General features: G+C 60.7%; 13 protein-coding genes. 3 read left to right on the plus strand and 10 right to left on the minus strand.

Annotated features, from left to right (window positions below):
- Window positions 1-83 precede the first annotated feature (83 nt).
- Together ilvN and RAC79_RS19450 are read right to left on the minus strand one after the other, a co-directional pair.
- Window positions 84-656, minus strand: coding sequence for an acetolactate synthase small subunit (gene ilvN, locus RAC79_RS19445; RefSeq protein ID WP_003522378.1), 573 nt, complete (start codon window positions 654-656; stop codon window positions 84-86).
- Window positions 657-675: 19 nt separating this feature from the next.
- Window positions 676-2,469: an acetolactate synthase 3 large subunit gene (locus RAC79_RS19450; RefSeq protein ID WP_035239227.1), complete on the minus strand. Its 1,794-nt coding sequence runs from the start codon at window positions 2,467-2,469 to the stop codon at window positions 676-678.
- Between the two features lie 382 nt (window positions 2,470-2,851).
- Here RAC79_RS19450 and RAC79_RS19455 point away from each other — a divergent pair, with 382 nt between their 5' ends.
- A complete protein-coding gene (locus RAC79_RS19455) occupies window positions 2,852-4,861 on the plus strand; it encodes an ATP-binding protein (RefSeq protein WP_174039472.1) in 2,010 nt (669 codons plus the stop codon).
- Between the two features lie 9 nt (window positions 4,862-4,870).
- Here RAC79_RS19455 and miaA read toward each other — a convergent pair whose 3' ends face one another.
- Window positions 4,871-5,767, minus strand: coding sequence for a tRNA (adenosine(37)-N6)-dimethylallyltransferase MiaA (miaA, locus tag RAC79_RS19460; protein WP_142845300.1), 897 nt, complete (start codon window positions 5,765-5,767; stop codon window positions 4,871-4,873).
- Between miaA and serB the strand changes: the two genes are divergently transcribed.
- Window positions 5,766-6,656, plus strand: coding sequence for a phosphoserine phosphatase SerB (gene serB / locus RAC79_RS19465; protein ID WP_142845299.1), 891 nt, complete (start codon window positions 5,766-5,768; stop codon window positions 6,654-6,656). The two genes, miaA and serB, sit on opposite strands and share 2 nt — an antisense overlap.
- Window positions 6,653-7,216, plus strand: coding sequence for a GNAT family N-acetyltransferase (locus tag RAC79_RS19470; protein ID WP_065655842.1), 564 nt, complete (start codon window positions 6,653-6,655; stop codon window positions 7,214-7,216). The genes serB and RAC79_RS19470 overlap by 4 nt, the downstream gene beginning before the upstream one ends.
- A gap of 25 nt (window positions 7,217-7,241) precedes the next feature.
- Here the strand turns inward: RAC79_RS19470 and RAC79_RS19475 are convergent, their stop codons facing one another.
- The 7 genes from RAC79_RS19475 to RAC79_RS19505 all read right to left on the minus strand — a co-directional run bounded on the left by RAC79_RS19475 (window position 7,242) and on the right by RAC79_RS19505 (window position 13,714).
- Window positions 7,242-7,991 carry an SDR family oxidoreductase gene (locus RAC79_RS19475; protein WP_174039473.1) on the minus strand — a complete coding sequence of 250 codons (750 nt, stop codon included), beginning with the start codon at window positions 7,989-7,991 and terminating at the stop codon, window positions 7,242-7,244.
- Window positions 7,992-8,081: 90 nt separating this feature from the next.
- Window positions 8,082-9,626 carry a Do family serine endopeptidase gene (locus RAC79_RS19480; protein ID WP_142845296.1) on the minus strand — a complete coding sequence of 515 codons (1,545 nt, stop codon included), beginning with the start codon at window positions 9,624-9,626 and terminating at the stop codon, window positions 8,082-8,084.
- Between the two features lie 192 nt (window positions 9,627-9,818).
- Complete coding sequence (gene hflC / locus RAC79_RS19485; RefSeq protein ID WP_174036209.1) at window positions 9,819-10,733, minus strand: protease modulator HflC; 915 nt, start codon at window positions 10,731-10,733, stop codon at window positions 9,819-9,821.
- A gap of 1 nt (window position 10,734) precedes the next feature.
- Window positions 10,735-11,853: an FtsH protease activity modulator HflK gene (gene hflK / locus RAC79_RS19490; RefSeq protein WP_003522368.1), complete on the minus strand. Its 1,119-nt coding sequence runs from the start codon at window positions 11,851-11,853 to the stop codon at window positions 10,735-10,737.
- A 143-nt stretch (window positions 11,854-11,996) separates the two neighbouring features.
- Window positions 11,997-12,524: a dihydrofolate reductase gene (locus RAC79_RS19495; RefSeq protein ID WP_174039474.1), complete on the minus strand. Its 528-nt coding sequence runs from the start codon at window positions 12,522-12,524 to the stop codon at window positions 11,997-11,999.
- Entirely contained in the window at window positions 12,521-13,315 is a 795-nt protein-coding gene (locus tag RAC79_RS19500) for a thymidylate synthase (RefSeq protein ID WP_174039475.1), read from the minus strand. Before RAC79_RS19500 ends, RAC79_RS19495 begins: the two co-directional genes overlap by 4 nt.
- A gap of 90 nt (window positions 13,316-13,405) precedes the next feature.
- The gene (locus tag RAC79_RS19505) at window positions 13,406-13,714 is read right to left on the minus strand and encodes a DUF2853 family protein (protein WP_003522365.1); all 309 of its coding nucleotides are present in this window, start codon (window positions 13,712-13,714) and stop codon (window positions 13,406-13,408) included.
- Between the last annotated feature and the right edge of the window lie 97 nt (window positions 13,715-13,811).

Raw genomic sequence — 13,811 nt, forward strand, 5'->3', positions numbered from 1 at the left:
AAAGAGAGCTTTCAAAACCTTTCCAGGTCTAACCCACAGCGAACCGCAGGCTGTATTGAAGGCAACGGCTCCGGATGTGGAGGTTACATCCCCTGCGGGCCGCGATTCATCGCCGCGATACCGGTGCGGCAAATCTCGATCAGGCCGAGCGGCTTGATGATCGCCACGAACTGGTCGATCTTCGACGACTTGCCGGTGATCTCGAAGATGAAATGCTCCACCGTCGCATCCACTACCTTGGCCTGAAACGCATCGGCAAGGCGCAGCGTCTCAGCACGGTCCTCGCCGGAACCGGCGACCTTGATAAGCGCCACTTCGCGCTCGATAGGCCGCTCCTGCCCCAGTTCGCGGGCGCGAACGGTGAGATCGAGAACCCGGTGCACCGGCACGATGCGTTCCAGCTGCGCCTTGATCTGCTCCAGCACGATGGGCGTGCCGCGCGTGACGATGGTGATGCGCGACAGATGCGCCTCATGTTCCGTTTCCGAAACCGTCAGGCTCTCGATGTTGTAGCCGCGGCCGGAGAACAGGCCGATGACCCGGGCGAGAACGCCCGGCTCGTTGCTGACGAGAACCGACAGCGTGTGATTTTCAACGGCGGCCGTTTCCTTCTGGATGAAATAGGCCGAGCCGGTGGGTTGTAGGTGTGCGTTCATGTCCTTTTCCTCTCCCGGCTCAGACTAGCTGACGGCCCTTGGCGTCAATGGCGTTGGCAACCGCTTCATCCGTCGCCTCATCCGGCAACAGCATCTCGTTATGGGCTTTACCAGACGGGATCATCGGGAAGCAATTGGCAAGATTGGCGACGCGGCAATCGAAGATGACCGGCTTCTTGACCGCGATCATTTCTGCAATCTTGTCGTCCAGTTCCTTTGGATCGTCGCAATACATGCCGACCGCGCCATAGGCTTCCGCCAGCTTGACAAAATCGGGCATGGCTTCCGTATAGGAGTTGGACAGGCGGTTGCCGTGCAGCAGCTGCTGCCATTGGCGCACCATACCCATATACTGGTTGTTGAGGATGAAGATCTTCACCGGCAGACCGTACTGGATGGCGCAGGACATTTCCTGAATGCACATCTGGATCGAGGCGTCACCGGCAATATCGATGACCAGCGCGTCCGGATGCGCGACCTGAACGCCGATGGCCGCCGGCAGGCCGTAGCCCATGGTGCCGAGACCGCCCGAGGTCATCCAGTGGTTCGGCTCCTCGAAGCCGAAGAACTGCGCCGCCCACATCTGATGCTGGCCGACTTCGGTGGTGATGTAGGTGTCGCGGCCCTTCGAGGCCTCATAAAGCCGCTGCAAGGCATATTGCGGCATGATGACATCGTTGGAATTCTTGTAGGCGAAGGAGTTGCGGGCGCGCCAGCGCTCGATCTGCGCCCACCAGTCGGCCGTCTGCGCCTTCTCAACCTTCTTCGGCAGAGCGCGCCACAGGCGAACCATATCTTCCAGAACATGGCTGACATCCCCGATGATCGGCACGTCGACGCGAACCGTCTTGTTGATCGAGGACGGATCGATATCGATATGGATCTTCTTCGAATTCGGCGAAAACGCATTGATGCGGCCGGTAATTCGGTCGTCGAAACGCGCGCCGACGCAGACCAGAACGTCGCAATCATGCATCGTCATATTGGCTTCGTAGGAACCGTGCATGCCCAGCATGCCGAGCCAGTTCTTGCCGGAAGCCGGATAGGCGCCGAGACCCATCAGCGTCGAGGTGATCGGGAAGCCGGTCAGCTCCACCAGTTCGCGCAGCAGCCGGGTTGCCTCCGGACCGGAATTGATGACGCCGCCGCCGGTATAGAAAACCGGCTTCTTCGCCTTCGACATCAGGTCGATGGCGGCATGAATGGCGTTCAGATCGCCCTGAACCTTCGGCTTGTAGCTCTCGTGCTGGGTGGCGGCGGAGGGCGGCGTATAGGTGCCGGTGGCGAACTGGATGTCCTTCGGAATATCGACGACGACAGGACCGGGACGACCCGTCTGCGCGATACGGAAGGCTTCATGGATGATGCCCGCCAGCTCGTTGACGTCCTTGACCAGCCAGTTGTGCTTGGTGCAGGGGCGCGTGATACCGACAGTATCGCATTCCTGGAAGGCGTCGGAACCGATGAGCGTGGTGGGAACCTGACCGGACAGGCAGACGAGCGGAATGGAATCCATCAGCGCATCCTGCAGCGGGGTGACCGCATTCGTCGCACCGGGTCCGGATGTGACGAGCATAACGCCAACTTTGCCGGTGGAGCGTGCATAACCTTCGGCGGCGTGGCCAGCGCCCTGCTCGTGGCGCACGAGGATATGCTGGATGTCTTCCTGCTGGAAAATCTCGTCATAGATCGGAAGCACGGCACCGCCCGGATAACCGAAGATGTGCTCGACGCCATTGTCCTTCAGCGCCTGCAGAACGATCTCCGCACCTGTCATGCGATTGCTGTTTTCCGTATTGTCCTTATCCGTCATTGCCTGTTTCCATCCCGCTTTGGCTTTGGATATCGAGGAGCCCGAGGGCCTGTTTGAAGACATAAAAAAAGGCCCCTAGAGGAGCCTCGTTCAGCGCATGGGTGCTTTCGCCGGATGGTTACACCATCCTGCCCATGCGCCGTCCCACCACGATAAGTACGTTAAGATTTTTCATGGGCCGGAGTGTTAGCCACAAAAGCCCCAGCCGTCAACGCATATTGCAGGAAAAAATCGCCGTCGCCTTCTTTTATTACCTGAAAGGCTGCTTGCGCGAAATTTTCGAACGCAGCCGATACACATGTTGTTAAGCATAATCTTTTAATATCGAGAACGCAGATACTGCCCGAACCACCGCGATCATCCGCATGTACCGGGAAAAAATGTGAGTAACGACACGTTTCATAGTGCGTCCCGCATGGACGAAAACGAACGGCGATCCGGCCAGCAGCCGGCGAACCGCATGCTGGGCCGCGTCATCGCCTGTAACGGTGCGCATGCCACCATCGCCGCCGAAACGGAACCCGGCACCACCGATGTCTCGCAGCTCTGGTCCGTCGGACGCCTGATCTCCATCGAGATGGGTACGAGCCGTGTCGCAGCGCTGGTTTTTTCCATGCGAACCGGCGAGGACTACTGGGCGGCGGACAGGCCGAACAGGCTGCTGATCGACGTTGAACTGGTTGGCGAGGTCTATCGCACCGAGGATGGCAGCGAGCGCTTTTCCACCGGCATCTCCCGTTACCCCTATCTGGGTGCGGTGGCGCATCGCATCCGCACCAGCGATCTTGCCAAGATTTACGACAGCGGCAAGCGCGACGCCTGCACGATCGGCAGGCTGACGCAGGACGATACGATCAACGCCACCATCAGCATTCCCCAGATGCTTTCCAAACATTTCGCCGTCGTCGGCTCGACGGGCGTGGGCAAGACCACCGCCGTCTCGCTGCTTCTGAACAAGGCGATCGAGACCGACCCGAAGCTGCGTGTCCTCATTCTCGATCCGCATAATGAATTCGCGGCCGCCTTTCCCGATCATTCGGTCGTCATCGACACCGATACGCTGGATCTTCCCTTCTGGCTGATGCGCCTTGAAGAATTTGCGGAAGTGATTTTCCGCGGACGCAAACCCGTGCCGGAAGAAATGGATGTCCTTCGCGACCTCGTTCCGGAAGCGAAAAAGGCATTTCGCGGCACCGATGGTTCCGCCGTGCGCCGCACGTCCGACAAGAGCGCGATCACGCCGGATACGCCGGTGCCCTATCGCATGGCCGATCTCCTCGCTCTCATCGACGAGCGTATCGGCCGGCTGGAAGGGCGTGGCGAAAAACCCGCGCTGCGCTCGCTGAAAGGCCGCATTCTCTCGGCCATCAACGACACACGCTACAATTTCATGTTCTCCAGCAATACGATCAGCGACACCATTCTGGAGACGGTCGCGCATATTTTCCGCATTCCGGGGGAAGGCAAACCGATTTCGGTGTTCCAGCTCTCCGGCATCCCCTCCGAAGTGGTGAATTCGGTGGTCTCCGTCCTGTGCCGCATGTCCTTCGAACTGGCGGTGCTGGCGCGCGGCTCGCTGCATATGCTTGTCGTCTGCGAGGAAGCGCACCGTTATGTGCCCGCCGACCCCGAGCGCGGCTTTTTCCCCACCCGGCAATCCATTGCCCAGATCGCCAAGGAGGGCCGCAAATACGGCATTTCGCTCGGCGTCATCAGCCAGCGGCCAAGCGAACTGGACCAGACCATCCTGTCGCAATGCTCGACCGTTTTCGCCATGCGGCTGTCGAACGAGATCGACCAGAAGATCATTCTCTCCGCCGTACCGAACGCATCGACCTCGACCACCAGCTTTCTGTCTTCCATCGGCAATGGCGAGGCCATCGCCTTCGGCGAGGCCGTCAATGTACCGATGCGCATGCGTTTCGACCGCGTGGCCACCGCCAAATTGCCGAAGGCGAGCGGCACCATCAGCCATACGAACCATGAAACCCCGGACACGGTCGATCTGAACAACATCGTCACCCGCATGCGCGCCACGGCCAAGCCTGTCATCACCGGCTTCCAGCAAAGCGTCGAAGCAGCCTTTTCCGATCTGCCGGAGCCGGCAGCCGCACCACGGGAGACAGACGATATCGACCGCTGGAAGCGGGAACTGGGAACGGCCGCACCGGAGGGATACGAGCCGTACCGCCCGGACATGCTGCCCGGCCGCACACTCTCCGCATCGCCAAATCCGGCGGCACCCGATGCGGCCTCCGGCGCCGTCAACGAATTGCGCAAGGCGAGTTTCCAGATGCAGGCACAGAATGGCCCACCGCCCGGCGATGCACGTCCTTCGCTCCGCGAAAGCCTGCTGAAGAAACCGCTCGGCAGTCTCTACCGGAAAGACTGATGGGCGCTCTCACGGCTGGATACGTGTCCAGTCGTCCCCCATCTGGTTGCGAAACCAGGTCATCTGCCGTTTGGCATATTGACGTGTCGCGGCCGCCGATTTTTCGATCACCTCCGCCTCGCCGATGCGCCCGGCCAGCATATCGGCAATCTGGGCAACGCCGATCGCCTTCATTGCGGTGGCATCGGATGCGAGGTTGAGCGCGAGAAGCGCCTGCACCTCCTCCACTGCCCCGCTATCCATCATCATCTCGAAACGCCGGTTGATGCGGTCATGCAGCACCGGCCTTTCCGGCAGGACGACGAATTTTTGCGCCCGCTCGGGATCGACGATCATCGGGCCGCTGGCGCGCTGAAAATCCCGGATCGACTTTCCGGTCGCCTTGAGCACCTCCAGCGCCCGGACGATACGCTGGCCGTCTCCCGGCTGCAGCATATCCGCCATGGCCGAATCGTGCCGTGCGAGTTCGGCATGGAGCGCAGCCGCCCCCTCCCCGATCAGCCGGGCGCGCAGCCCATCGCGGATGTCATCGGGAATGGCGGGCATATCGGAAAGCCCACCCGTCAGCGCCTTGAAATAAAGCCCCGTACCGCCGACGATGACGGGCAAACGCCCCTGCCCGCGCAAATCCGCAAGCAGGGCGGAAATCTCCCGCAGCCATTCGCCGGTTGAGTAGAGGCTGCTCGCCGGCACATGGCCGTAGAGAAGATGCGGCACGCCCTCCATCTCGTCTTCGGACGGCCGCGCGGTCAGCACCCGCAGCGTGTCGTAAACCTGCATGCTGTCGGCATTGATGACGACGCCGTCCCGCTCCCGCGCCAGACGAAGCGCAAGCGCGGACTTGCCGCTTGCCGTCGGGCCGGTTATCAGGATCGCATCAAAATTCTCATCAAGGTTTTTCATCATGGCTCTCGTTGCCACGCTTATCGCCAATCCGTCAAATCCTGTTCTGACACCGGCCCTCGGCGAGGCGGCCGCAAAGGCCGTCAACGCATCGGGCCTTTATTGGCTGGCCGATGGCATCGCCTGCGATATCGCCCTGCCTTCCGGCACCGCAGCCGAGCAGGCTCGCAGTGCCATTGCAGCCGAGCTTGTCGGAAAACCGATCGATATCGTCATCCAGGAACAGGATCAGCGCCGGAAGAAACTGCTGATCGCCGATATGGATTCGACCATGATCGGCCAGGAATGCATTGACGAGCTGGCCGCCGAAGTCGGGCTGAAGGAAAAAGTTTCCGCTATTACCGCCCGCGCCATGAATGGCGAGATCGCCTTCGAACCTGCATTGCGGGAACGTGTGGCGCTGCTGAAGGGCCTGCCTGTCTCGGTTATCGACGATGTCATCGAAAAGCGCATCACGCTTACCCCCGGCGGCAGGGAGTTGATCGCCACCATGAAGGCCAAGGGCTATTATACCGCCCTCGTTTCCGGCGGCTTCACCGTCTTCACCGGCCGTGTCGCCGCCATGCTGGGTTTCGATGAGGACCGCGCCAATCTGCTCGGCGAAGCCAATGGCGAACTTGACGGCACCGTTGCCGAACCCATCCTTGGCAAGCAGGCCAAGGTGGATGCGCTGAACGATATTGCCGCAAAGCTCGGCATCTCGCCGGAAGAGGCGATGGCGGTCGGCGATGGCGCCAACGATCTCGGCATGCTGCATCTCGCCGGCGCCGGCGTTGCCCTGCACGCCAAGCCGGCAGTGGCCGCCGAGGCGCAGATGCGCATCGACCATGGCGACCTGACCGCGCTTCTTTACATCCAGGGCTATCGCAAGACGGATTTTGTCACTCCATGATCATCCGAGAGACGCCACGACTCATTCTGCGCGAGTGGAAGGAGAGCGACCGTGACCTGTTCCGCGAAATCAACGCCGACGAAAAGGTCATGGAGTTTTTCCCCTTCCGCCGCAGCCATGCGGAAGCGGACGCCGTGCTGGAAACCATCAACGGCATGATCCGCGGCAGCGGCTATGGCTTTTATGCCATGGAGCTGCGTGAAACCTGCGAAGTCATGGGCTTCTGCGGTATCTCCCCGGTCATGAACCTCGATCCCCCCTTCCCGGTCGGCACCATGGAGATCGGCTGGCGGCTCGCCACCCGCTTCTGGGGCCACGGCTATGTCACGGAAGCGGCGCAGTCGCTGCTCGTCATGGCCTTCGATGAAAAGGAAACGCCGGAAATCGTCTCCTTCGCCGTCCACGACAACCACCGTTCGACGGCGGTGATGGAGCGCATCGGCCTGAAGCGCGATCCTTCGCGCGACTTCGACCATCCGCGCGTGCCGGAAGACACACATCCGCATCTGCGGCCGCACGTCACCTATGCGCTGACGCTGGAAGAATGGCGGGCGCGATAAGACACCTGCCCGCCAGTTCCCAAGGTCATTTCACGGCGGCATTGCCGCCATCGGCGAACAGAGCGGCACCGGCGACGAAGCTCGCCATGGGGCTCGCGAGGAAAAGCGCTGCCCGCGCAATTTCCGGCGGCTCAGCGATACGTTTCATCGCGTGCAGGCCGGCGGCCCATTCCTTCTGGGCGTCGTCTCCCGCAGCAGCTGTATCGACCCCGCCGGGCAGCAGCGCATTGGCGCGAATGCCATTGATCGCATAGTCGGCGGTGATGCCTTTCACCAGCCCCATCAACCCCGCCTTGGCCGCGCCATAAGCCGCCATGCCCGGTATGCCGGCGCTGGTGCCGACGAAGCTCGAGGTGAAGACGATGGAACCGCCACCCCGCATCAACATCGGCGGAATCTGGTAGCGCGCGCCCAGAAAGGCGGAAGTGAGATTGACATTGAGCGCATGATCCCATTCCGCAGGCGAAATCTCCGCCAGCGGTTTCATGGCTCCTACCGCTCCGGCATTGTTGACGCCAATATCGAGGCCACCGAAGACGCTTATGGCCGCATCCGCCAACCGGGCATGGGTTTCAGCAACACCGGCATCGCCGGCAACCGTGTGGACGCAACCGCCGGCCTCACGAATGTCGGCGGCAACCTCATGCAGGGCCTTTTCGCCGCGCGCATTGATGACAACGGCCGCACCTTCGGCGGCAAACAGCATCGCCGTCGCCCGGCCGATGCCGGATGACGCGCCGGTGATGATGGCAACCTTGTTTTCGAGTAATTTCATATTCTTGGCCTCCGTTCGATGGAGACCAAGAATTAGAGAGCAGCCGGGATCACAACCACCCGATTCCTGCCTGACCGGGAGGAAAGCGCCTTATTCCAGCGGCAGCGCCACGACGCGCAGATTACCCTGCGCATCGGCCACCATCATATGCGCATTCTTGCGGCCCTCGGATTTCAGGCCGTTGACGCGCACCAGCACGTCGCCCGGCACTTCCATGAAGTCCTGCCCGACCTCGACGATGATATCGCCGGCCTTCATGCCCTTCTGCTCGGCGGGCGAGCCCGGATCGACGCTCGCCACCAGCACGCCTTCGACGCTTTCGGCAATGCCCTTTTCGGTGCGCAACTCGTTGCTCAGCACCACGAGATTCATGCCGAGCACGCTTTGCGGCGCCTCGCGAACTTCCGGAGTCTGGTCCTGCGCCTGATCGTCGGCGCCGCCATCATCTTCCGGTGCAACCACACCGCCATCGCCGTCTTCGCTCTGCTGATCTTCCGCCGAGGCCTTTTCGTCGGTCGTATCCTGCAATTGCCCGAGCTTGACCTTGACGGTTTCCTCCTTGCCGTCACGCAGGATCACCACATCGACCTCCTTGCCGACCGGGCTTTCCGCCACGATCCGCAAGAGGTCGCGCATCTCATGAATATCCTTGCCGTCGAATTTCAGCACGACATCGCCGGCCTGGATCGGGCCGTTCTCCACCGGTCCGCCCTTGGCGACGCCGGAGATCAGCGCACCCTTGGCGCTGTCCATGCCGAGGCTTGCCGCCACATCGTCGGTGACCGGCTGGACACGAACGCCAAGCCAGCCGCGGCGCGTCTCGCCGAACTCGATGAGCTGCTGGACGATATTCTGGGCAAGCTCCGTCGGCACGGCGAAACCGATGCCGATCGAACCGCCGCTCGGGGAAATGATCGCCGTATTGATGCCGATAACCTCACCCTTCATGTTGAAGAGCGGACCGCCGGAATTGCCCTTGTTGATGGCCGCATCCGTCTGGATGAAATTATCATAGGGACCGGCATTGATGTTACGCCCGCGCGCGGAAATGACACCCACCGTCAGCGAGCCGCCAAGCCCGAAGGGGTTGCCGATGGCCATCACCCAGTCGCCGATGCGCATGCTGCGCGAATCGCCGAACTTGACGGCCTTCAGCGGCGTTTTCGGTTCCACCTTCAGCACCGAAAGGTCGGTCTTGGTATCCGTGCCGACCAGCGTCGCCTTGAGCTTCGAGCCGTTCGGGAAAATCACCTCGATAGCGTCGGCACCCTCGATGACGTGGTTGTTGGTGACAACGTAGCCGGCCGGATCGATGACGAAACCCGAACCCAGCGAACTCACCTTTTCGCCACCCTCGGGCTTCTGGCTGTCGAAATAATCCTTGAAGAATTCCTGAAAGGGCGAGCCCTCCGGCAAACGCGGCGGAACCGGGCCCTTGCCGTCGGTCTTGACGTTCTGCGACGTGGAAATATTCACGACCGCATCGAGAAGCGGCTCGGCGAGATCGGCCACCGATTCCGGCCCATGGCTCTGCGCTCTCGCAGCAACCGGTGCCGTCAGGCTACCTGCCACAAGCGCGATGCCCGCGACGGCGGCGATGCTGCTGCGAAAAGGCGAAAGAAGGGTCACGGCCATAAGCGTCCTCGCGTTTCAAATAGTCTTGCCCTGCATATATCGGCAAAGCATAAGGCGGAATGATGAAGTGTAAAAATACCTTTTCGTGAACAGGCGGGAGACGCCTTGCCCTTAGCCACAGCATTGGCACGAAAACGGACCAAAAAGAAAGGGCCGGTAAAACCGGCCCCTCCAAAATCATTTTTTCCGCTATCAGTTCGCCGGTGCCGGCGCAGGGGCAGCCGGAGCCGCACCGTCGATATTGTTGAAATAACGGAAGAAGGTCGAGTCCGGGGAAAGAACCAGCGTCGTGCCGTTGCCGTTCAGCGCATTGGCATAGGCCGACATGGAGCGATAGAACTCGAAGAAGTTCGGATCGCGCTGGAAAGCCTCACCGAACACCTTGTTGCGCTCCGCATCGCCTTCACCGCGCAGCACTTCGGACTGACGGCGGGCGTCGGATTCCAGCTCGACGACCTGACGGTCGGCGATGGCGCGGCGGCGCTGCGCCTCTTCGTTACCGCGGGCGCGGATCAGTTCGGCCTCGGCCAGACGTTCCGACTTCATGCGCTCGAAGGTCTGCTGCGAGACTTCCTGCGTCAGGTCGGTACGGCGGATGCGGACATCGACGATGCTGATACCGAGCGATTCCGCATCGGGACGCAGATCGTCACGTACTTCCTGCATCATCGATGCACGGGCGTCCGAGAGCGCCGATTCGAAGCCGCGCAGACCGTAGACCCGGCGCAGCGAGGCGTCGAGACGGGTACGCAGGCGCGATTCCGCCGACATCTGGTCACCCGAGACCGTCTGCCGGAAGCGGCGCGCATCCGTGATGCGATAGACCACGAAGGCATCGACCTCGTAGAACTTGCCGCCGGAAACCTGAACACGGATATTGTCGTGATCGAAGCGCAGCGCCCGGTTCTCGATATATTGTACCCGGTCGGCATCCATGAAGGCGAAGGGCAGCTTGAAATAGAGGCCCGGCGCGGTTTTCACATCCTGGATTTCACCGAAGCGGACGACGATGGCCTGCTGGCGCTCGTTGACGACGAAGATCGACGAGTAACCGAGGAAAAGCACGACGGCGAGGCCGACGAGAATGGCAGAAAGACGGTTACCCATATCAGTTGCCTCCCTGCTGTGCTGCGCCCGGATTGTTGCGCATGATCTCGTTCAGAGGCAGATAAGGCACCACGCCCTGTTTTTCGTCGATAATGATCTTGTTGGAGCCCTTCAGAACCTGTTCCATCGTTTCCAGGAACATGCGCTGGCGGGTCACGTCCGGCGCGGTGCGATACTGGTCATAGATGGAGACGAAGCGCTGCGCCTCACCCTGCGCCTCGTTCACGACGCGCGACTTGTACGCATTCGCTTCTTCGAGGATCTGCGCGGCCTGACCGCGAGCGGCGCCGAGTTTCTGGTTGGCGTACTGGTTGGCTTCCTGAACGAAGCGGTCTTCGTCCTGTTCGGCACGCTGCACTTCATCGAAGGCATCGGCCACTTCGCGCGGCGGCGCCGCATCTTCGATCGCCACGGCATTGATGGAAATGCCGGCGCCATAACCGTCCATGGTGGACTGGATGATGGTGCGCACATCCGCCGCAATCGCCTGACGGTTATCGCGGAAAATATCCTGTGCCGGACGACGGCCGACGACTTCGCGCATGGCGCTTTCGGAAACCTGCTGCAGGGTTTCGGCCGGGCTGTCGACGTTGAAGAGATAGGATTTCGGATCCGAAACCGTATAGAGCACCGAGAACTGCACGTTGACGATGTTCTGGTCGCCGGTCAGCATCACGCCGCTCGACGAAGACGATGAGGCCCGCGAACCGATATTCTGCTGCTGCTCGGTGACCTTGACGATTTCAACCGTCTCGATCGGCCACAGATGGAAATGCAGACCGGGCATCGAGATTTCGTCCTTCGGGCGGCCGAAACGCAGTTCCACGCCGCGCTCGTCCGGCTGGACGGTATAGATGGACTGAATGCCGAGGAAAACCAGCACGACGAGAACCACGATGGCAACCGCGCCGCCGTTGAAGCCGCCGGGCAGCACATTCTTGAAACGGTCCTGGCTGCGCCGGATGATCTCTTCGAGATCGGGCGGGCCACCATTGCCGCCGCCACCGCCGCGAGGCCGGTTAGGCCCCTGCCCCCATGGGCCGCCACCGCCGCCCTGGTTGTTTCCTCCACCGCCGCCGCCCCAAGGGCCGCCGCCGCCATTCTGATTGCTCCAGGGCATCAATACCTCTTTATAAAAGCCTCTCCCGGTTCCGTTCGAAAGCGATTGCTCGCGTGCGGCGGGAATATCGACCCGTTATAGGAAGGAGAAGCGTTCGTTTCAACGCAGAGGTGGTAACTAAATACCCAATCAGGGTAAATAGTTCACTTTGACGCGGCTCTTCGCACATAAGTGGTAAACAGAACCGGATAATTGTCCTTTTCCCCTGCGGGAGCAGGGATTTCCTCGATTTTCTCAAAAACGGCAGGATCGATTTCCGGAAAAAAAGTGTCGCCATCGAGCTTTACCGCGACGTGGGTGACGGAAAGTTGATCGGCGAAGGGCATGGCCTGACGGTAAATCTCACCGCCACCGGCCACGAAGACCTCATCCACACCCAGTTCCGCAGCCCTGCTTGCGGCAAGCTTCAAAGCCTCCTCCAGCGAGGAGACGACATCCACGCCTTGCGGCCGGTAATCGGCATTGCGGCTGACGATGATATGCGGGCGGCCCGGCAATGGGCGCTCGCCGACGGATAAAAATGTCTTGCGGCCCATGATGAGCGGCTTGCCCATCGTCATCGCCTTGAAGCGTTTGAGGTCGGTGGAAAGTTTCCACGGCATGTCGAGGTCGCGGCCGATGACGCCGTTTTCGGACACCGCAACGATGATGGTGACACGCGGTTCGCTCATACCGCGATCGGCGCCTTGATACTTGAATCGGCCTCGTAATTTTCCAGCGTAAAGTCTTCGAACTTAAAGCTGAGAAGATCCTTCACATCCGGATTGAGGCGCATCGTCGGCAGGGCCTTGGGCGTGCGGGTCATCTGCAGCTTCGCCTGTTCGAAATGATTGGCATAGATATGCGCATCGCCGAGCGTATGGACGAAATCGCCCGGCTTCAGGCCGGTGACCTGCGCCACCATCAGCGTCAGCAGCGCATAGGATGCGATGTTGAACGGCACGCCGAGGAAAATGTCGGCCGAGCGCTGATAGAGCTGGCAGGAGAGCTTGCCATCGGAAACATAGAACTGGAACAGGCAATGGCAGGGCGGCAGCGCCATCTCGTCCACCAGCGCCGGGTTCCAGGCCGAAACGATGTGACGGCGGGAATTCGGATTGGTTTTCAGGCCCTCGATCAAAAGCGCGATCTGGTCGACATGGCGACCGTCCGGTGCGGGCCACGAGCGCCACTGCGCACCATAGACCGGACCGAGATCGCCGTTCTCGTCGGCCCACTCATCCCAGATGGAAACGCCGTTTTCCTTGAGATAGGCGATATTGGTATCGCCCTTCAGGAACCACAGCAGTTCATGAATGATGGAGCGCAGATGCAGCTTCTTGGTGGTGAGAACCGGAAAGCCTTCGGAAAGGTCGAAACGCATCTGGTAACCGAACACCGAGCGCGTGCCCGTACCGGTGCGGTCTCCGCGGTCGGAGCCGGTTTCCATCACATGCCGGAGAAGATCGAGATATTGTTTCATGCGTTCTGCCGCCGATTCCCTGATATCAGGGCAATATAATAGCACAGGGCGGCAGAACCAATCATCTAATGCGGGCTTATCCCCGTTAAATCAAAGCGACTGGAGCTTGCCCAGTTCCTTGGCGACCAGATAATAAAAGGTCACGCGCGATTTGGAGCGGTCCGCAGCCATGGCCTTGGCAACGGCATCGATTGCCTGATCGGCCGTGCCGTCGGTCACGCCGAGCTTCTTGCCGCACCAGCTCGCCTTCACACGTGCAAGCTCTTCCGGATCGGAAGCGGACACCAGCGAGGAATCCCGGTTGCGCAGGGCGATGCCGAGATGTTTGACGATCTTGCCGACCACCGCTTCGTCGGCTGCTGCGTCGTATTTCTTCACATCTGCGAGATAGTCAGTCATGTCCACTCCTTCGTGTGCCCCCGGCCCGGTGTTGCTTCTGGTGACCGGTTGCATGGACAATGGGACAGCAATCCCTCGTCGTCAAGAATTGTCTAAA

The organism is Agrobacterium sp. LR_9 (genome assembly GCF_041954855.1).
Classification (GTDB): domain Bacteria; phylum Pseudomonadota; class Alphaproteobacteria; order Rhizobiales; family Rhizobiaceae; genus Agrobacterium; species Agrobacterium leguminum.